Annotated in this window: 14 protein-coding genes; 6 read left to right on the forward strand and 8 right to left on the reverse strand. The window is 61.6% G+C overall.

Annotation, left to right across the window (positions count from 1 at the left end; genetic code table 11):
• Positions 1-15: 15 nt before the first annotated feature.
• Positions 16-840, reverse strand: coding sequence for a tRNA 2-thiocytidine(32) synthetase TtcA (gene ttcA, locus KVQ74_RS26565; protein WP_217834348.1), 825 nt, complete (start codon positions 838-840; stop codon positions 16-18).
• A gap of 288 nt (positions 841-1,128) precedes the next feature.
• On the opposite strand from ttcA, the gene KVQ74_RS26570 reads away from it, so the two are divergent.
• On the forward strand, positions 1,129-1,731 hold the full coding sequence (locus tag KVQ74_RS26570) for a Yip1 family protein (RefSeq protein ID WP_003227189.1): 603 nt from the start codon (positions 1,129-1,131) through the stop codon (positions 1,729-1,731).
• Positions 1,732-1,888: 157 nt separating this feature from the next.
• The gene (locus KVQ74_RS26575; protein WP_217834349.1) at positions 1,889-2,383 is read left to right on the forward strand and encodes a SprT family zinc-dependent metalloprotease; all 495 of its coding nucleotides are present in this window, start codon (positions 1,889-1,891) and stop codon (positions 2,381-2,383) included.
• A 12-nt stretch (positions 2,384-2,395) separates the two neighbouring features.
• Here KVQ74_RS26575 and KVQ74_RS26580 read toward each other — a convergent pair whose 3' ends face one another.
• Both KVQ74_RS26580 and KVQ74_RS26585 read right to left on the reverse strand, forming a co-directional pair.
• On the reverse strand, positions 2,396-3,577 hold the full coding sequence (locus tag KVQ74_RS26580) for a CaiB/BaiF CoA transferase family protein (protein WP_217834350.1): 1,182 nt from the start codon (positions 3,575-3,577) through the stop codon (positions 2,396-2,398).
• Positions 3,578-3,722: 145 nt separating this feature from the next.
• Positions 3,723-5,057: a dicarboxylate/amino acid:cation symporter gene (locus KVQ74_RS26585; protein WP_217834351.1), complete on the reverse strand. Its 1,335-nt coding sequence runs from the start codon at positions 5,055-5,057 to the stop codon at positions 3,723-3,725.
• A 351-nt stretch (positions 5,058-5,408) separates the two neighbouring features.
• Between KVQ74_RS26585 and KVQ74_RS26590 the strand changes: the two genes are divergently transcribed.
• A complete protein-coding gene (locus KVQ74_RS26590) occupies positions 5,409-6,407 on the forward strand; it encodes an AraC family transcriptional regulator (protein ID WP_217834352.1) in 999 nt (332 codons plus the stop codon).
• Positions 6,408-6,494: 87 nt separating this feature from the next.
• On the opposite strand, the gene KVQ74_RS26595 is transcribed toward KVQ74_RS26590, so the two are convergent.
• From KVQ74_RS26595 to KVQ74_RS26605, 3 genes are all read right to left on the reverse strand, one after another.
• On the reverse strand, positions 6,495-7,841 hold the full coding sequence (locus KVQ74_RS26595; RefSeq protein ID WP_217834353.1) for an ATP-binding protein: 1,347 nt from the start codon (positions 7,839-7,841) through the stop codon (positions 6,495-6,497).
• Positions 7,838-8,515 carry a response regulator transcription factor gene (locus tag KVQ74_RS26600; RefSeq protein WP_007957754.1) on the reverse strand — a complete coding sequence of 226 codons (678 nt, stop codon included), beginning with the start codon at positions 8,513-8,515 and terminating at the stop codon, positions 7,838-7,840. Before KVQ74_RS26600 ends, KVQ74_RS26595 begins: the two co-directional genes overlap by 4 nt.
• A 157-nt stretch (positions 8,516-8,672) precedes the next feature.
• Positions 8,673-9,278 carry a porin family protein gene (locus KVQ74_RS26605; RefSeq protein WP_217834354.1) on the reverse strand — a complete coding sequence of 202 codons (606 nt, stop codon included), beginning with the start codon at positions 9,276-9,278 and terminating at the stop codon, positions 8,673-8,675.
• A gap of 140 nt (positions 9,279-9,418) precedes the next feature.
• On the opposite strand from KVQ74_RS26605, the gene KVQ74_RS26610 reads away from it, so the two are divergent.
• Both KVQ74_RS26610 and KVQ74_RS26615 read left to right on the forward strand, forming a co-directional pair.
• Entirely contained in the window at positions 9,419-10,210 is a 792-nt protein-coding gene (locus tag KVQ74_RS26610; RefSeq protein WP_217834355.1) for a dienelactone hydrolase family protein, read from the forward strand.
• 90 nt (positions 10,211-10,300) lie between these two features.
• Positions 10,301-11,026, forward strand: coding sequence for a 4'-phosphopantetheinyl transferase family protein (locus tag KVQ74_RS26615; RefSeq protein ID WP_217834356.1), 726 nt, complete (start codon positions 10,301-10,303; stop codon positions 11,024-11,026).
• Positions 11,027-11,029: 3 nt separating this feature from the next.
• Here the strand turns inward: KVQ74_RS26615 and KVQ74_RS26620 are convergent, their stop codons facing one another.
• Together KVQ74_RS26620 and KVQ74_RS26625 are read right to left on the reverse strand one after the other, a co-directional pair.
• Positions 11,030-12,640 (reverse strand): ATP-binding protein, encoded by a 1,611-nt coding sequence (locus KVQ74_RS26620; protein WP_217834357.1) that lies wholly within the window; start codon positions 12,638-12,640, stop codon positions 11,030-11,032.
• Positions 12,637-13,359, reverse strand: coding sequence for a response regulator (locus KVQ74_RS26625; protein ID WP_217834358.1), 723 nt, complete (start codon positions 13,357-13,359; stop codon positions 12,637-12,639). The genes KVQ74_RS26620 and KVQ74_RS26625 overlap by 4 nt, the downstream gene beginning before the upstream one ends.
• Before the next feature lie 735 nt (positions 13,360-14,094).
• Between KVQ74_RS26625 and KVQ74_RS26630 the strand changes: the two genes are divergently transcribed.
• Positions 14,095-16,989: a ribonucleoside-diphosphate reductase subunit alpha gene (locus KVQ74_RS26630; protein ID WP_217834359.1), complete on the forward strand. Its 2,895-nt coding sequence runs from the start codon at positions 14,095-14,097 to the stop codon at positions 16,987-16,989.
• Positions 16,990-17,423 lie beyond the last annotated feature (434 nt).

The following is a 17,423-nucleotide window of genomic DNA, read 5'->3' on the forward strand; positions in this document are numbered from 1 at the left end:
TCCCGGAAAAACCGGTCAGAGATTGACCACATTGACGAAGCGCGAGGCAGCGGTTTCGTCGATCTTGAGGCTGGTGAAGTCGAACAGGTTGCGGTCGGCCAGTTGCGACGGCACCACGTTCTGCAGGCTGCGGAAGATGCTTTCGGTGCGGCCCGGGGTCTTGCGGTCCCAGTCCTGGAGCATTTCCTTGACCACCTGGCGCTGCAGGTTTTCCTGCGAACCGCAGAGGTTGCACGGGATGATCGGGAAGGCCTTGAAGTCCGAATAGGCCTGGATGTCCTTCTCGTTGCAGTACGCCAGCGGACGGATCACCACGTTGCGACCGTCGTCGGCGCGCAGCTTCGGCGGCATGGCTTTGAGGGTGCCGTTGAAGAACATGTTGAGGAAAAACGTCTCGACGATGTCGTCGCGGTGATGACCGAGGGCCATTTTGGTCGCGCCGATTTCGTCGGCGAAGGTGTACAGCGTGCCGCGACGCAGGCGCGAGCACAGCGAGCAGGTGGTCTTGCCTTCAGGAATCAGCTCCTTGACCACCGAGTACGTGTCTTTCTCGACGATGTGGTACTCGATGCCCAGCTCTTTCAGATAGGCCGGCAGCACATGCTCGGGGAAGCCCGGCTGTTTCTGGTCCATGTTCACGGCGACGATCTCGAACTTGATCGGCGCAACCTTCTGCAGGTGCATCAGCACATCGAGCATGGTGTAGCTGTCCTTGCCGCCGGACAGGCAGACCATGACCTTGTCGCCGTCTTCGATCATGTTGAAGTCAGCGACCGCTTCGCCGGCCAGGCGACGCAAGCGTTTCTGCAGTTTGTTCTGGTTGACCGTGAGAGTGCCCATGACGCGAAATCCGTGAGGTGTGACGAAAGGCGGGCATTTTACGCAAAAACCCCAGCCTTGTGGCCACAGGTTGTCGTCGGCGAAAAATCCGTTTCGTACAGACCCCGAGGCGATTACGCGCCGTGTTTACAGCGCGATTTGCTCTAAGCCCCTATCACCTGTACGGGTAAGACCTTTCTATACTGCGACTTAAGGTCGCACACATCTGAAGACCTGTATTTGCTCGGCCACCTTGGCCCGTAGGCGCTCCGCTGGGGGGCGATGGCAATAACAAGAGGAGTGACTGGCATGATCCATCACGTAGTGGGACTTTTCACCCACCCCGACCAGGAATGGAAAGAAATCCGTGGCGACCAAGAGGAAAGCATCAGCCACATGTACCTGACGCACACGCTGATTCTGGCGGCGATTCCGGCGGTTTCGGCGTTCATCGGCACGACCCAGGTCGGCTGGGTGATCGGCAGTCGCGCCCCGGTGATGCTGACCGTGGAAAGCGCGATCTGGATGACCGTCATGTCGTATCTGGCGATGCTCGGCGGGGTCGCGGTCATGGGGGCCTTCGTCCACTGGATGGCCCGCACCTATGATGCCAACCCGAGCCTGGCCCGTTGCGTCGCGTTTGCCACCTACACCGCGACACCGCTGTTCGTCGGTGGGCTGGCAGCGCTGTATCCGCATATGTGGCTGGGGATGATCGTCGGCACGGCGGCCATCTGCTACACGGTGTACCTGCTGTACGTGGGGCTGCCGACCTTCATGAACATTCCGTCGGACGAGGGCTTCCTGTTCTCCAGCTCGGTGCTGGCGGTGGGCCTGGTGGTGCTGGTGGCCATCATGGCGTTCACCGTGATTGTCTGGGGGCTGGGCGTTGGCCCGGTATATACCAATTGAACTGATTCCCCCGCGAGAACTATAAGATCTGCCAATACAGGCCGCCGCGAGGCGGCCTTCTCGTATCACAACGACTGTCGACGACCATTCGGCAGTTCAGCGATTCGCAAGCCCCCAGGGTTGCGGCATACTCGACGCCTCTGGAGATCCATCAAGCATGCCCGAGCAACTCAATACCCGCGTCGAAGATTGTTACCAACTCGCTGAATCCTTTTTCAAACGTCCTTTCAAACGCCCTGTCGTGAGCCTCAAGCTGCGTGGGCAAAAAGCCGGGGTCGCGCATCTGCACGAGAACCTGCTGCGCTTCAACCCGCAGCTGTACCGGGAAAACACCGAACACTTCCTCAAACAGACCGTGGCCCACGAAGTCGCGCATCTGATCGCCCATCAGCTGTTCGGCGACCGTATCCAGCCCCATGGCGAGGAATGGCAACTGATCATGCGCGGTGTCTATGAGCTGCCGCCGGATCGCTGCCACACCTATGAAGTCAAACGCCGCAGCGTGACCCGCTATATCTATAAATGCCCGTGCACCGACAGTGATTTTCCGTTTTCGGCGCAGCGGCACAGCCTGGTGCGACAGGGACGACGGTATTTGTGCCGGCGCTGTCGCCATACGCTGGTGTTCAGCGGGGAGATGCGGGTCGAGTAGCCGGAGACGGCACTAAACAATCACCCTGCCCTCCCGCAACTGCGCAATCCGCTCGGCACTGAACCCCAACTCCCCCAACACCTGATCCGTATGCTGCCCCAGCGCCGCCCCGACATGCCGGGGCGCCGGCAATGCTTCAGAGAATTTCAGCGGACACGCGATCTGCGCCTGTGTCGATCCATCCCCGCGCGGCACCTGGGCCACCAGTTCCCGCGCCTGCAACTGGGGATGGCGCACCGCCTCGCCCAGACTCAGCACCGGCTCGACACACGCGTCGACCCCGGCGAACAGCTCGCACAGTTCGGTAAAGTCGTGTTTCTCGAACTCGACCTTCAAGGCCTCCTTCAGCGCCCGTTGCTGCTCAGGCCTGGGTGACAGCCCCTGCGCCGCCAGCTCCGGGCGGCCCAGCGCCGCGCACAGTTGCTGCATGAAGCCCGGTTCCAGGCTGCCCACCGACATCCAGCGCCCGTCACGGGAGCGGTAATAGTCGTAGAAGCTGCCACCGTTGAGTATCTGTTCCTCCCGGCCCGGCTCCTCGCCGCAGGCCAGATACCCGGCGCCCGCCATGGCATTCAGGCTGAACGCACAATCAGTCATGCTCACGTCCAGATGGCTGCCCTGCCCGCTCTGCTGGCGGGCGATCACCGCCGCCAGCAGACCAATGACCCCGTGCAGCGAACCTCCGGCGACATCCGCCACCTGCACGCCCAGCGGCACCGGTCCGCTGTCGGCGCGACCGGTGTGACTGGCGAGCCCGGCCAGCGCCAGATAGTTGAGGTCATGCCCAGCGCGATCCTTGTACGGCCCGGTCTGGCCGTACCCGGTGATCGACACATAGATCAGTTTCGGATTGATCGCCTTCAGTGCCTCATACCCCAGCCCCAGCCGTTCCATCACGCCGGGGCGGAACTGTTCCAGGACGATGTCGTAGTCCGCCAGCAACAGCTTGACCACCTCCAGCGCTTCGGGCCGCTTGAGGTCCAGCGCCAGGCTGCGCTTGTTGCGGTTCAGCCAGGCGTGGCTGGCCGACACGCCCCGGTCGTGGGGCGGCAGCACCCGCAACAGATCGAGGCGGGTCGGCGATTCGATGCGCAACACCTCGGCGCCCATGTCCGCCAGCAACAACGAGGCGAACGGCCCCGGCAGCAGGGTCGAGAAATCCAGAATCTTCAGTGAGGCCAGCGGTGCGGACATGGGCGATCTCCGTGAACGATGCTTGCAGCCTAGGCAGCGCCGGCCCATGCAGCAATCACCGGATGTGTCAGCGGCAGTGACCGTTGCGCTCAAATCGCGGGCAAGAAAAAACCCGCCGAAGCGGGTTTTTCCAGGCAAGCGAGGCTTACTTGACGTTGCTCGGGGTTGCGCCTTCGGCCACACCCAGATCGTCTTCAGGACGGGTATCGATGATACCGCGACCACCCGAGGCCAGCTCGGTGTTCAGCACGTCGGTGTCCAGCTCCTTGACCCACTTGGCAACTACGATGGTCGCAACGGCGTTGCCGACCAGGTTGGTCAGGGCACGGGCTTCGGACATGAAACGGTCGATACCCAGGATCAGCGCCAGACCGGCCACCGGCAGGTGACCGACGGCCGACAGCGTGGCCGCCAGCACGATGAAGCCCGAACCGGTCACACCGGCAGCGCCTTTGGAGGACAGCAGCAACACCACCAGCAGCGTGATCTGATGGGTGATGTCCATGTGGGTGTCGGTTGCCTGGGCAATGAACACGGCCGCCATGGTCAGGTAGATCGCAGTACCGTCGAGGTTGAACGAGTAACCGGTCGGGATCACCAGACCCACTACCGATTTCTTCGCGCCCAGACGCTCCATCTTGATCAGCATGCGCGGCAGTACCGATTCCGACGAGGACGTGCCGAGTACGATCAGCAGCTCTTCACGGATGTAGCGAATCATCTTCAGTACGCTGAAGCCGTGCATGCGAGCGATACCGCCGAGCACGATCAGGATGAACGCCAGGCAAGTGATGTAGAAGCAGATCATCAGTTGACCCAGCTGCACCAGCGAGCCGACGCCGTAGGCACCGATGGTGAACGCCATCGCACCGAAGGCACCGATTGGCGCGAGCTTCATGATCATGTTGATGATGTTGAACATCACGTGGGCGAAGCGATCGATGAAGTCCAGGATCGGCTTGCCGTAGGCACCCAGGCGATGCAGGGCGAAACCGAAGATCACCGAGAACATCAGCACTTGCAGGATGTCACCGGTGGCGAACGCACCGACGATGGTGGTCGGGATCACGTTGAGCAGGAAGCCGACAACGCTCTGGTCAGCGCCCTGTGCCACGTAGGTGGCGACTTTCGAGGCGTCCAGAGTGCTGACGTCGATGTGCATGCCGTTGCCCGGCTGCACGATGTTGACCACGATCAGGCCGACCAGCAGGGCGATGGTCGAAACGATTTCAAAGTACAGAAGTGCATAACCGCCGGTCTTGCCGACCGACTTCATGTTCTGCATGCCGGCGATGCCGCTGACTACAGTACAGAAGATGATCGGAGCGATGATCATTTTGATCAGTTTGATGAACCCGTCACCCAGTGGCTTTACGGCCACACCGAACTGCGGGTAGTAGTGGCCGAGCGCAATACCGATACAGATTGCGACGATCACCTGGAAATACAGGGATTTGTACAGTGGCTGACGAGTCGTCATTGCAAGTTTCCTCAAGAGTCTCGCGGGCAACATCCATCTGTTGAACACGACACTTGAATTGCGAACCCTCCTGCACTGGAGGGATTTGTTGTGTCGAGCGACGCTTTCCGGACCGGCTCGGCGCACGCTTCTGTCACTTGTATCGCAAACCGCGTGCCAGTTTGGCGCATTTCGCTGCAAGCCTTTTGATATCAGGGATGAGAGGTTTTTCGGTGTCACCCTCCAGTCATTCAAGTGTGGCGGATTTCCGCCAACCCGCTCTCTCTCGTCCTACAATTTGGCGGAAATCCGCCTTGTTGCATTCTTCAGCAGCCAGCTACCATCCGCCGCCAGAGGAAGGATTTGCCGCTTATGCGCGAACGCACCATTGCCAGTCATTTCGCCCGTGCCGCCCTCGGTGGCGCCCGGCGCAAAGGTTTCGATCATTCGGGCCTGCTGTCGCAACTGGGTATCAGCCCGGAATTGCTCGACGAACCGCGCGCACGGATCACCCCGGAACAGTTCACCCAACTGATCCAGGGCCTGTGGCTGGCGCTGGACGACGAGTACCTGGGCTTCGGCGACGCGCCGAGCAAACCCGGCTGCTTTGCCATGATGTGCCACGCCATCATTCACTGCCGCAATCTGGAAAAGGCTCTGCAACGCGGCTTATTGTTTTATAGCCTATTCCCCGAGGCCCCGCGCCTGACCCTCAGCCGCGAAGACGAATGGGTGCGCCTGAGCCTCGATGATTCGCAATTGTGGGACCCGGATCACTTTCTTACCGAGAGCCTGCTGGTGATCTGGCACCGCCTGGGCAGTTGGCTGATCGGTCAGCGGATTCGCCTGGAGCAGGCGACCTTCAGTTACCCGCGCCCGGAGCACGGTGCCGAATACGATCTGTTGTTCCCCTGTCCGCTGGCGTTTTCCACCGCTCAGAGCAGCCTGCTGTTCCACAGTCGCTACCTGTCGATGCCGCTGTTGCAGGACGAACGCACCCTCAAGCATTTCCTCGAACGCTCCCCGGCCGACCTGCTGTCGCGTCCGGACGATGGCGACAGCCTGAGCAGCCGCCTGCGCCGTTTGCTCAGTCGCGACAGCGCGCGCTGGCCGGACCTGGAATCAGTGGCGGCGCACCTGCACATCAGCCCGCAAACGCTGCGCCGGCATCTGCGGGAGGAAGGCACCAGTTTTCAGGAATTGAAGGATCAGTTGCGGCGCGATATCGCGATTTATCACCTGGGGCGGGCGGATCTGTCGTTGCAACAGATTGCCGAGCAACTGGGGTTTTCCGAACCCTCGGCGTTTCACCGGGCGTTCAAGAAATGGACGGGGCTGACACCGGGGGCTTATCGGGCGCAGGAGATGTGAGGCTGATCAAGATCAAAGGCCCCTCACCCTGGCCCTCCCGAAACGTCGGATCGCCCTGAGGGAGAGGGCTGAGGTGAGGGCCGTTTTTCACACCGCCGGAAAATGAATCCTGAACGCTGCCCCGCCCATCGGCGAATCCCCCAGCGTCAATTTCGCGCTGTAGCTCTCGATGATGTCCTTGACCACCGCCAAGCCAATCCCCTGCCCCGGATGCTGGCGATCCAGACGCTCACCCCGCTCGAGAATCCGCGCACGCTGATCCGGTGGCACGCCCGGCCCGTCATCCTCGACGCACAACTCGACCCCGGCGAGACTTTCGCGCACGCTGATGCGCACTTCGCCAAGGCACAGGCGATAGGCGTTTTCCAGCAGGTTGCCCATCATCTCCAGCAAGGCCCCCTGCTCGATCGGCACATAACAATGCTCCGGCAGGTCGAATGCCACGCGCACATGCTTGTCGCGGTAGACCTTGTCCAGGGTGTCGCACAGGCTTTTCAACACCGGTTGCAGACGCACCTGATGGCGGACCAGACCGCTTTTGCGCAGGCTGGCACGCTGTAGCTGGTAGCTGATCTGCTGGCTCATGCGTTCGATCTGGGTTTGCAGCACCCAGGCCTGATCGCGGTCCTCGGGACGCTGGGCCATGTCTTCGCTGACCCCTTGCAGCACCGCCAGCGGGGTCTTCAGGCTGTGAGCCAGATCGTCGAGAGAGTCGCGGTAGCGACTGCGCTGCTGACGTTCGCTTTGCAGCAGGCGGTTGAGCGAGCCGGTCAGGCGCAACAGTTCGCGCGGGTGCTGCTCACTGAGGCTTTCGAGGGTGCCGCTTTCGATTTCGTCGAGTTCCTGACTGAGCCGGCGCAGCGCCTTGAGGCCCCAGGTCAGGCCGATCCACAACAACGCGAGCAGCACCAGCAGCGCGGCGCCGAAGCCCAGGTAGAGGTTTTCCCGCAGGCCTTCGAGGGTGGTTTCGTACTCGCGCACCGGTTGCAAGGCGACGATGCTGAACGCCGCACTCTTGCCGCCGAGCAGCTTGACCTCGACGTCATAGACGAAGAATTCCTGGCCGCTGGCCTCGCGGATCCGCGCGAACTCGTTGCCCATCCCGTCGTAACGCGGCTTGTAGTTGATCTGCTCTTCCTGGGTCGCTTTCGAGCGCCAGACCAGGTGACCTTCGCGGTCATAGATGTAGCCGAGCAGGCGGAAGTCGGCGAGGTTGAAGCGCTCGTCCGGCAACTGCGTCGGCATTACCAGCCGACCGTTATCGATGCGCGCGGCAGAGATCAGCGTGGTGACGTCCGAGGCCAGCCGCTGCTCGATCGAATCCTGCAACGCCAGACTGAACGCACCCTGCATCGCCGGAAGCAAGGCGAGCATGAACAACACCGCCAACGTGGTGGCGGCGAGCATCAGACGGACGCGAAGGGAGCGGATCAAGTGCAGCGCTCATTGAACAGGTAGCCGAGGCCGCGCACGGTGTCGATCGGCTTGAACCCGGCCGGGCCTTCGAGCTTGCGGCGCAGGCGGCCGACCAGCACTTCGATCACGTTCGGATCGCGCTCGTCGTCATCCGGATACAGCTGCTCCATCAGACGATCCTTGGGCACCACCTGCTGATGGTGGCGCATCAGGTATTCGAGGATCCGGTATTCGTAGGCGGTCAGCGCCAGCGGCTGTTCATCGAGGGTCGCCTGCTTGCGGTTGAGGTCGAGCAACAAGGGGCCGGCCACGATGGTCGACTGGGTGAAACCGCTGGAGCGGCGCAGCAAGGCATTGAGCCGCGCTTCGAGTTCTTCGAACTGGAACGGCTTGACCACGTAATCGTCAGCACCGGCGGCCAGGCCTTCGACCTTGTCCTGCCAGTTGCCGCGCGCGGTGAGGATCAGGATCGGGAACGTCTTGCCGCCCGAGCGCAACTGACGAATCAGGTCGAGCCCGCCCATGCCCGGCAGACCGAGGTCGATCACCGCCAGGTCAAAGTTGAACTGCCCGGTCTGGTACAGCGCTTCTTCGGCATTGGCCACGGACTCGACCACATGGCCGCTCTCCGTCAGGCGGGTTTGCAGGTGATGGCGCAACAACGCTTCGTCTTCGACGACCAACAGCTTCATGACACTCTCCCGGATCAATCAAAATCCTCAACAACACATCCGTGGAAACGGACTTGCCCGCGAAGGCGCTGACCAGTCGATGACGTTGTCGACTGATCGATCGCTTTCACGAGCAAGCCCGCTCCCGCAGGTCTTACGCGGCCCACACTTGCTTCGCTTAGAAACTGTAGTTGGCCGACAGGTACGTCTGGGCGCTGCTGTCCAGATCCAGCGAGCCCTGCTTGCTGCCGCCGCGCTCGCTCATCTCGGTGCTGGCGTTGCTGCGCAGGTAACGGTAACCCAGTTCCACCGAGGTGTTCTGCGAGACTTGCTGCAACACACCGAACTGGCCGCCGATCGCGTAACCGATGTCGCTGTCATGGCTGAAGCCCGGCGAAGTCTGGCTCAGCTTGGTCAGACCGGCCGTGGCGCCACCGAACAATTTAGTGCTGCCGCCCACCGGGTAGAACAGATCGTAGCTGCCCAGCAGGTTTTCCTGGCGCAGTTTAATGCCATTGTGCGAGCCGGACACATTGTCGTAGGTAGCGTAGTAGCGACCCTGGCTGTTTTGCTGACCGACGCGCACGCCGTAGGTGTTGTTGCCGTCGATCACCGCACCGGCGTCAGGGTGGCCCAGATTATCGTTCAGCGGATTGGATTTTTTCACCTTGTCACTGGTCTGGCCGAAACTCAATCCGGCGAAGTTGGACGAGGTGTCGGCGTGGGCGGCGAGGCTTGCGCCCATCATGGTGAAAGCCAGCAGCAGTTTGTTCAAACGAGTCATTGAGTCTTCCTCAGTTGTGCTCTTCGGGTATGGCGCAAGGTTACTGAGCCCCCCCTGTACCTCCCCTGAACGTTCTCTGAACCTGAGCTGAATCAAATGAACTAGGCTGTTTTGACTATTTATCGTCAGGAGAACCGATCATGCGCCTGTTCCTCGCCCTCACCCTGTTGCTCGCCGGCAGCCTCGCCCAGGCGGCGATCAAGACCCAGGAAATCCCTTACCAGAGCGCCGACGGCACCCGGCTCATCGGCTACTACGCCTACGACGATGCGATCAAAGGCGCGCGCCCCGGCATTGTGGTGGTCCACGAATGGTGGGGGTTGAACGATTACGCCAAGCGTCGCGCCCGCGATCTCGCCGCACTCGGCTACAGCGCCCTGGCCATCGATATGTACGGCGAAGGCAAGAACACCGAGCACCCGCAGGATGCGATGGCGTTCATGCAAGCGGCCACCCAAAATGCGGACGCCGCCAGCAAGCGCTTTCAGGCCGGACTGGACCTGCTGAAGAAACAACCGCAGACCGACACCGGCAAACTGGCCGCCATCGGTTATTGCTTTGGCGGTGGCGTGGTGCTGAACGCGGCGCGTCAGGGTGAGCCGCTGGCCGGCGTGGTGAGTTTCCATGGCGCGCTGGCGACCAAGACGCCTGCGACGCCTGGCAGCGTGAAGGCAAAAATCCTCGTCGAGCACGGCGCCCTGGACAGCATGGTCACCCCGGACAACGTCGCCGCATTCAAGGCAGAAATGGACAAGGCTGGCGCTGACTACACGTTCGTCAGTCTCGACGGCGCCAAGCACGGCTTCAGCAATCCTGACGCCGACCGCCTGAGCCACGGCGAACATGGCGGGCCGGACATCGGCTACAACAAGGCCGCCGATGAAAAGTCCTGGGCGGACATGCAGGCGTTCTTCAAGAAGCTCTTTGGCTGAGCCTCGACGCTGATTGCTCCCACCGGCGCGTGGGAGCAATCAGTGTTTGCGCACTATTCAGCCTGACGGCAACCCGGCAAAATGCCCGACATGAACGCCAGCCCTCTCCTCCCCGCCTGCTGCACCCCACTCGATGCCCACTGGCCCTTGCCGACGGTATTGCCCGACACGGTGTTGCTGAGCACCCACTTCGATCCGTCGCAACTGCTGGGCGATGACTTTCGCCGCAGCGCCATCGAGCCGCCGCCGAGCATCCAGCGCTCGGTGGCCAAGCGGCAGGCGGAGTTTCTCGCCGGACGCCTCTGCGCCAGAGCCGCGCTGCAACAACTGGACGGCTCCTTCGTGGTGCCGGCGATCGGTGAGGATCGCGCGCCGATCTGGCCGGCGCACATCAGCGGTTCGATCACCCACAGCACCGGGCGCGCGGCGGCGATTGTCGCTCACAAGCAACACTGGCGCGGCCTGGGCATGGATCTGGAAAACCTGCTCAACCCGGAACGGGCCGAGCGCCTGGCCGGGGAAATTCTGACCCCGCCGGAAATGCAGCGCATGGCGGCCGGCTCGCGGGATCAACTGGCGTTGCTGGTGACCCTGACGTTTTCGGTGAAGGAAAGCCTGTTCAAGGCGCTGTATCCGATCGTGCAGCAGCGCTTCTACTTCGAGCATGCCGAAGTGCTGGAGTGGAATGAACAAGGTGAAGTGCGGCTGCGGCTGCTGATGGACCTGTCCAGCGAGTGGCGCAACGGCACGGAGCTGGAGGCGCAGTTCGGGGTGCAGGATGGGCAGTTGTTGAGTCTGGTCAGCATCAGGGCCTGAAGCTCAGCGCCGCTCCTGATTCCTCGGCCAGCTCAGACTGAAACACGCCCCGCCCAGGCTTTTGCTCTTGCCGATCAGTGCGCGGCCGTCGTGCCAATAGATGATCCGCCGCACGATCGACAAGCCCAACCCGTGCCCCCCGGAGGCCCGTGTCCGGCTGTCATCCAGGCGCAGGAACGGCGTGAAGATCTTCTCCCATGCCGACTCCGGCACACCGGGGCCGTCGTCCTCGACATCGACCCGACAGCGCATCTGCCCGACCTGATAACTGACCGTGACCTTCGACGCCGCGTGACGCATGGCGTTGCTCACCAGATTCTGCAAGGCGCGGTGCAGGTAGCGCGGCTCGGCCTCGACCCAGGCGTCATCGCAATCGGCCGCCGACAGACACAGGCCGCGCTGCACGGTAATCCCCGCCCGCAACGGCGCCAGTTCCTCGATCACCTGATTGATCAGCGCATCGAGGTCGATGCGCTGGAACGTCAGCGCCGGCGAGCCCTGCTCCAGCCGCGCATAGGTGAGCATTTCGTCCACCAGCTTATCGAGGTCCTCGATGTCGTGATCCATGCCTTCGCGGTACTTCTCCAGCGCTTGCGGGGTAGTGGCCGAGCCGATCATTTCCAGACCGAAACGCAGACGCGCCACCGGCGTGCGCAACTCGTGGGACACCGCGCGCACCAGTTCGCGCTGGATCGCCAGCAATTGCTGCAAGTGCTCGGCCATGCGATTGAACGCCGCCGCCAGCTTGCCCACCGAGTCGGCGCCCCGGGCCGGCACGCGGGTTTCCAGACTGCCTCGGGCAATCCGGGTGGCGGCCGCTTCGAGGCCACGCAAGCGCCGTTCGAGCTGACGCACCAACAGGTAAACGATCAGGCCGATCAGCGTCAGCCCCAATGCGGCGATCAGCACCAGCCATTCCGGCGGATACGGATTCATCTGATACAACGGGCCGATTTCCAGCACCCAGGGCGTGCCGACCATCCCGGCGAACACGCGGATCGAATCGCCGCCCTTGCCCAGCGCCATCACCGTATCGCCTTCAGAGACACGCCGGCTCTGGTCTTCGTCCATATCGGCTTCGTTGACCGTGACCAGGCGTAAATCGAAACCGAACCCCTTCTCTTCCTTCAGTTGCGCCAGACGCCTGGGTTGCTCGCTCACAGGAACGCGCACCAGTTCATCGGCCAACAGATAAATCGTCGCCCGGGCCAGTTGCTCGCTGATCTGCTGCACCTCGCCGGTCAGCACCAGTTGTTCCTTGTCACTGACCAGTCGATAGACCCTGGCCGCATGCGGGCCGGTCTGCTCAACCAGCGCTTGTCCGCGCTGCACGCGAGTACGCTGAGTGAGGTCGAGGTCGGTTTCGGCGAAGGTCTTCAGCGCCAGCGGAATGCCGAGCAGACGTTCCCACACCAGCAAGGCGCGATGACGCTCGGTTTCGTTGAGGCCTTGCAGATTGTCGGCCATCAGCGAGAACGTGCCGTGGGCCAGGCGTTCGCGGTATTGCTCGCTGCGCACCTGATTGAGCAGGTTCAGCGCCAGTGCGCCGAGCAACGCCACCAGAATCAGCGCGGCGCACATGCCGCCGTAGATACGCAGGAAAATCGAGTTCACAACGGCAGAACCACGCAGGCTTCAGGGACGAACAGATAGCCTTTGCTGCGGATGGTCTTGATCAGGCGTGGATGGTCGGGGTCATCGCCAATCTTGGGGCGGATGCGCGAGATGCGCACGTCGATCGAACGATCCTGGCCGTCGTAGCCGATGCCGCGCAACGCGGTGAAGATTTCTTCCCGGGACAGGATGCGCCCGGCATTGGACACCAATAGCCACAGCAGATCGAATTCGGCGCTGGTCAGCTCGATGCCGTTGTCGCTCAGCCAGGCCTCGCGCAGGGCGTTGTCCACCACCAGTGGGCCGAACTGCAGGCGACGCGGATTGCCGGGGGCCGGCTCGCTGGCATCGCTGCGCCGCAACAACGCCTGGATGCGCGCCAGCAACAGGCGTGGACGCACCGGCTTGCACACGTAGTCATCGGCACCAAGGTCGAGGCCGAGAATCTGGTCAGCGTCGTCAGTGCGTGCGGTGAGCATCAGGATCGGCCCGTCGTAGCGGTCGCGGACCTTGCGGCAGATGCTCAGGCCATCTTCGCCGGGGAGCATCAGGTCGAGGATCACCAGATCGGGTTGTTCCTTGATGATCCGCGCCGCCGCCAGCGCGCCGTTGCCTTCGATCTCCACGCGCAATCCATTGGCTTGCAGGTATTCGCGGGTCAGATCGGCCAGACGCTGGTCGTCCTCGACTATCAATACCTGCCAGGCTTCTTGCTCCACGGATGACCTCTGCTTGCCGATGTTACGAATATAGGAAGGATCCTCCCGTCTTTTTGTCATGTTTGAGGAGGATAAAGATGCCTGCGCATGGGCCGATTGTATAAACGGCGTACCGCGAGAACACAAGTCGGTAAATGCGTCTGGACAAGGTGGTTTTATGTGATAGGGTTCGCGCCCTTGAAAAACCGCTGAAGCGTTTTTCCGAACGAAAAAACAGTGACAAACGGTCTAGCTCAGCAGGTTCGCGGCCTACACGCGAATTCGCCATTTCGCACACAATTTACGCACAGGGTTATCCACAGGTAGTACGTTGCAATCCCTCCCCAAAACGCATTATCTTGTAGCCCGCGTCAAAAAAAACCCTACATGTAGGGGTCGACGTTAAAAAACCAAACACAAACCGGACAGTGAATTCAAGGCTTTTTATTGCCATTGTCGGGTTGAACCAAACGTATTTTACGAAGCCCAAACCGCGCCTGCGGATGGCTACCGTTTTTCAGTCGACCACGACGAAAACGGTACGGGTGTTGCAGTCCGGAACTGCCCCCGAACGGAATGCGGTTTCGCGCGTATCGCGCGAACCGAAGACTTCGGCATGGAAGCGGCGCCCACAAGGCCCCCTTCCTGAACTGTCCCGAAGTCGTTACCCGGCCCCGTGCCGGTCGTAGTGCTTCAGGACGGAACGGTGGGCACCTTCATGGTGCCCAAACAAACATAGAGAACGTGGAGACACCCATGCAAACCGACACAACTCGCGAGAACCCGCAGGGCACCTTGCCGCAGGCCGCCGATTCGAATTCGGATCTGGCCGCTACCGCGCCTGGCCAACTGCGTGTGATCAAGCGTAATGGCACTGTCGTTCCTTACACCGATGACAAGATCACCGTCGCTATCACCAAAGCGTTTCTCGCAGTTGAGGGCGGCACCGCTGCCGCTTCGTCGCGAATCCACGACACCGTTGCCCGTCTGACCGAACAGGTCACCGCGACCTTCAAGCGTCGCATGCCTTCGGGCGGCACCATCCACATCGAAGAAATCCAGGACCAGGTCGAACTGGCCCTGATGCGTGCCGGCGAGCAGAAAGTGGCGCGTGACTACGTGATCTACCGCGACGCCCGCTCCAAGGAACGCGCCACCCGCACCACCACCGATGCACCGGTTCAGGCGCACCCGTCGATCCGCATCACCCGTGCCGACGGTAGCCTGGCGCCGCTGGACATGGGCCGCCTGAACACCATCGTCACCGAGGCCTGCGAAGGTCTGGAAGAAGTCGACGGCGACCTGATCCAGCGCGAAACCCTGAAGAACCTGTACGACGGCGTGGCCCTGAACGACGTCAACACCGCCCTGGTAATGACCGCCCGTACTCTGGTCGAGCGTGAGCCGAACTACTCGTTCGTCACCGCCCGCCTGCTGATGGACACCCTGCGTGCCGAAGGCCTGGGCTTCCTCGGCGTGGCCGAAAGCGCCACTCACCACGAGATGGCCGACCTGTACGCCAAGGCTCTGCCGGCCTACATCGCCAAAGGTATCGAGTTCGAACTGCTGAACCCTGTGCTGGCCGACTTCGACCTGGAAAAACTGGGCAAGGCGATCAACCACGAGCGCGACCAGCAGTTCACCTACCTGGGCCTGCAAACCCTGTACGACCGTTACTTCATCCACAAGGATGGCGTGCGTTTCGAACTGCCGCAGATCTTCTTCATGCGCGTGGCCATGGGCCTGGCGATCGAAGAGAAGCAGAAAGAAGAACGCGCGATCGAGTTCTACAACCTGCTGTCGTCCTTCGACTACATGGCCTCGACCCCGACCCTGTTCAACGCCGGTACTCTGCGTCCACAGCTGTCGAGCTGCTACCTGACCACCGTGCCGGATGACCTGTCGGGCATCTACCACGCGATCCACGACAACGCCATGCTGTCGAAATTCGCCGGCGGCCTGGGCAACGACTGGACCCCGGTACGTGCGCTGGGCTCCTACATCAAGGGCACCAACGGCAAGTCGCAAGGCGTGGTTCCGTTCCTGAAAGTGGTGAACGACACCGCCGTCGCCGTCAACCAGGGTGGCAAGCGCAAAGGCGCTGTGTGTGCCTACCTGGAAACCTGGCACATGGACATCGAAGAGTTCATCGAGCTGCGCAAGAACACCGGTGATGACCGTCGTCGTACCCACGACATGAACACCGCCAACTGGATCCCTGACCTGTTCATGAAGCGTGTCTTCGATGACGGCAAGTGGACCCTGTTCTCGCCGTCCGAAGTACCGGACCTGCACGACCTGACCGGCAAGGCCTTCGAAGAGCGCTACGAGTACTACGAAGCCCTGACCGAGTACCCAGGCAAGGTCAAGCTGTTCAAGACCATCCAGGCCAAAGACCTGTGGCGCAAGATGCTGTCCATGCTGTTCGAAACCGGCCACCCATGGCTGACGTTCAAAGACCCGTGCAACCTGCGCAGCCCGCAGCAGCACGTCGGCGTGGTTCACAGCTCGAACCTGTGCACCGAGATCACCCTGAACACCAACAAGGACGAGATCGCGGTCTGCAACCTGGGCTCGATCAACCTGCCGAACCACATCGTCGACGGCAAGCTGGACACCGCCAAGCTGCAACGCACCGTGAACACCGCCGTGCGCATGCTCGACAACGTGATCGACATCAACTACTACTCGGTGCCGCAAGCGAAGAACTCCAACTTCAAGCACCGTCCGGTCGGCCTGGGCATCATGGGCTTCCAGGACGCGCTGTACCTGCAGCACATCCCTTACGGTTCCGACGCTGCCGTCGAGTTCGCCGACAAGTCGATGGAAGCGGTCAGCTTCTACGCGATCCAGGCGTCCTGCGACCTGGCCGACGAGCGTGGCGCATACGACACGTTCCAGGGTTCGCTGTGGTCCAAGGGCATCCTGCCACTGGATTCGCAACAGATCCTGATCGAGGCTCGCGGCGCCAAGTACATCGACGTGAACCTGGAAGAAACCCTGGACTGGGCACCGGTTCGCGCCCGTGTGCAGAAAGGCATTCGTAACTCCAACATCATGGCCATCGCACCGACCGCGACCATCGCCAACATCACCGGCGTATCGCAGTCGATCGAACCGACCTACCAGAACCTGTACGTGAAATCGAACCTGTCGGGCGAATTCACCGTGATCAACCCGTACCTGGTTCGCGACCTCAAGGCTCGCGGTCTGTGGGACTCGGTCATGATCAACGACCTGAAGTACTACGACGGTTCGGTTCAGCAGATCGAGCGCATCCCGCAAGAACTCAAAGAGCTCTACGCGACTGCATTCGAAGTGGACACCAAGTGGATCGTTGACGCGGCCAGCCGTCGTCAGAAGTGGATCGACCAGGCCCAGTCGCTGAACCTGTACATCGCTGGCGCATCGGGCAAGAAACTCGACGTGACCTACCGCATGGCCTGGTACCGTGGCCTGAAAACCACTTACTACCTCCGTGCCCTGGCCGCGACCAGCACCGAGAAATCGACCATCAACACCGGCAAGCTGAACGCTGTTTCCGCTGGCGGCAACCATGGCGACGACTCCGTACTGGCCGCCCCTGCAGGCCCGGCTCCAGTGCCAAAGGCTTGCGCGATCGACGAGCCGGATTGCGAAGCTTGCCAATAAGCTGAGCGACCTCAGGCGTTGCGAAACGCCTGAATGAAAAACCCCCGACAGACTCCTGGTTTGTCGGGGGTTTTCTTTTGCCGGGGGAAAACCACAACTGAAAAGCCCCTCACCCCAGCCCTCTCCCAGAGAGAGGGCCTGATCGAAGTGGCGGTGAAGAAGCCGTACACCCACCAAAACCAGGCCGGCCCGAAGGCCGCCTCCGCGGGCAAGCCCACTCCCACAAAAGCAAAAGCAGAAGCAAAAGCAAAAGCCGTCCACCTCCGCCCTTCACCACTCAACACAATGAGCGTTAGCTCGAGTACCGCTCTTGATCTTGCCGTGCCGGCCCCTTCGGCAGGCTGAGTGGAGGGATTTATCCGGGGGGTAGGCGCGCAGCGCCGTTTGGCGAAGCCAAACACATCGAGAGGAGGTGCAGCGCAGCAAACCGTAGG

This window comes from Pseudomonas botevensis (genome assembly GCF_019145475.1).
Taxonomy (GTDB): domain Bacteria; phylum Pseudomonadota; class Gammaproteobacteria; order Pseudomonadales; family Pseudomonadaceae; genus Aquipseudomonas; species Aquipseudomonas botevensis.

Excerpts from the sequence above, each read along its gene's own strand:
- KVQ74_RS26585 (WP_217834351.1), bottom strand. The coding sequence starts at position 5,057 with ATGACGACTCGTCAGCCACTGTACAAATCCCTGTATTTCCAGGTGATC.
- KVQ74_RS26570 (WP_003227189.1), top strand. The coding sequence starts at position 1,129 with ATGATCCATCACGTAGTGGGACTTTTCACCCACCCCGACCAGGAATGG.
- KVQ74_RS26575 (WP_217834349.1), top strand. The coding sequence starts at position 1,889 with ATGCCCGAGCAACTCAATACCCGCGTCGAAGATTGTTACCAACTCGCT.
- KVQ74_RS26615 (WP_217834356.1), top strand. The coding sequence starts at position 10,301 with ATGAACGCCAGCCCTCTCCTCCCCGCCTGCTGCACCCCACTCGATGCC.
- KVQ74_RS26605 (WP_217834354.1), bottom strand. The coding sequence starts at position 9,278 with ATGACTCGTTTGAACAAACTGCTGCTGGCTTTCACCATGATGGGCGCA.
- KVQ74_RS26630 (WP_217834359.1), top strand. The coding sequence starts at position 14,095 with ATGCAAACCGACACAACTCGCGAGAACCCGCAGGGCACCTTGCCGCAG.
- ttcA (WP_217834348.1), bottom strand. The coding sequence starts at position 840 with ATGGGCACTCTCACGGTCAACCAGAACAAACTGCAGAAACGCTTGCGT.
- KVQ74_RS26610 (WP_217834355.1), top strand. The coding sequence starts at position 9,419 with ATGCGCCTGTTCCTCGCCCTCACCCTGTTGCTCGCCGGCAGCCTCGCC.
- KVQ74_RS26580 (WP_217834350.1), bottom strand. The coding sequence starts at position 3,577 with ATGTCCGCACCGCTGGCCTCACTGAAGATTCTGGATTTCTCGACCCTG.
- KVQ74_RS26590 (WP_217834352.1), top strand. The coding sequence starts at position 5,409 with ATGCGCGAACGCACCATTGCCAGTCATTTCGCCCGTGCCGCCCTCGGT.
- KVQ74_RS26600 (WP_007957754.1), bottom strand. The coding sequence starts at position 8,515 with ATGAAGCTGTTGGTCGTCGAAGACGAAGCGTTGTTGCGCCATCACCTG.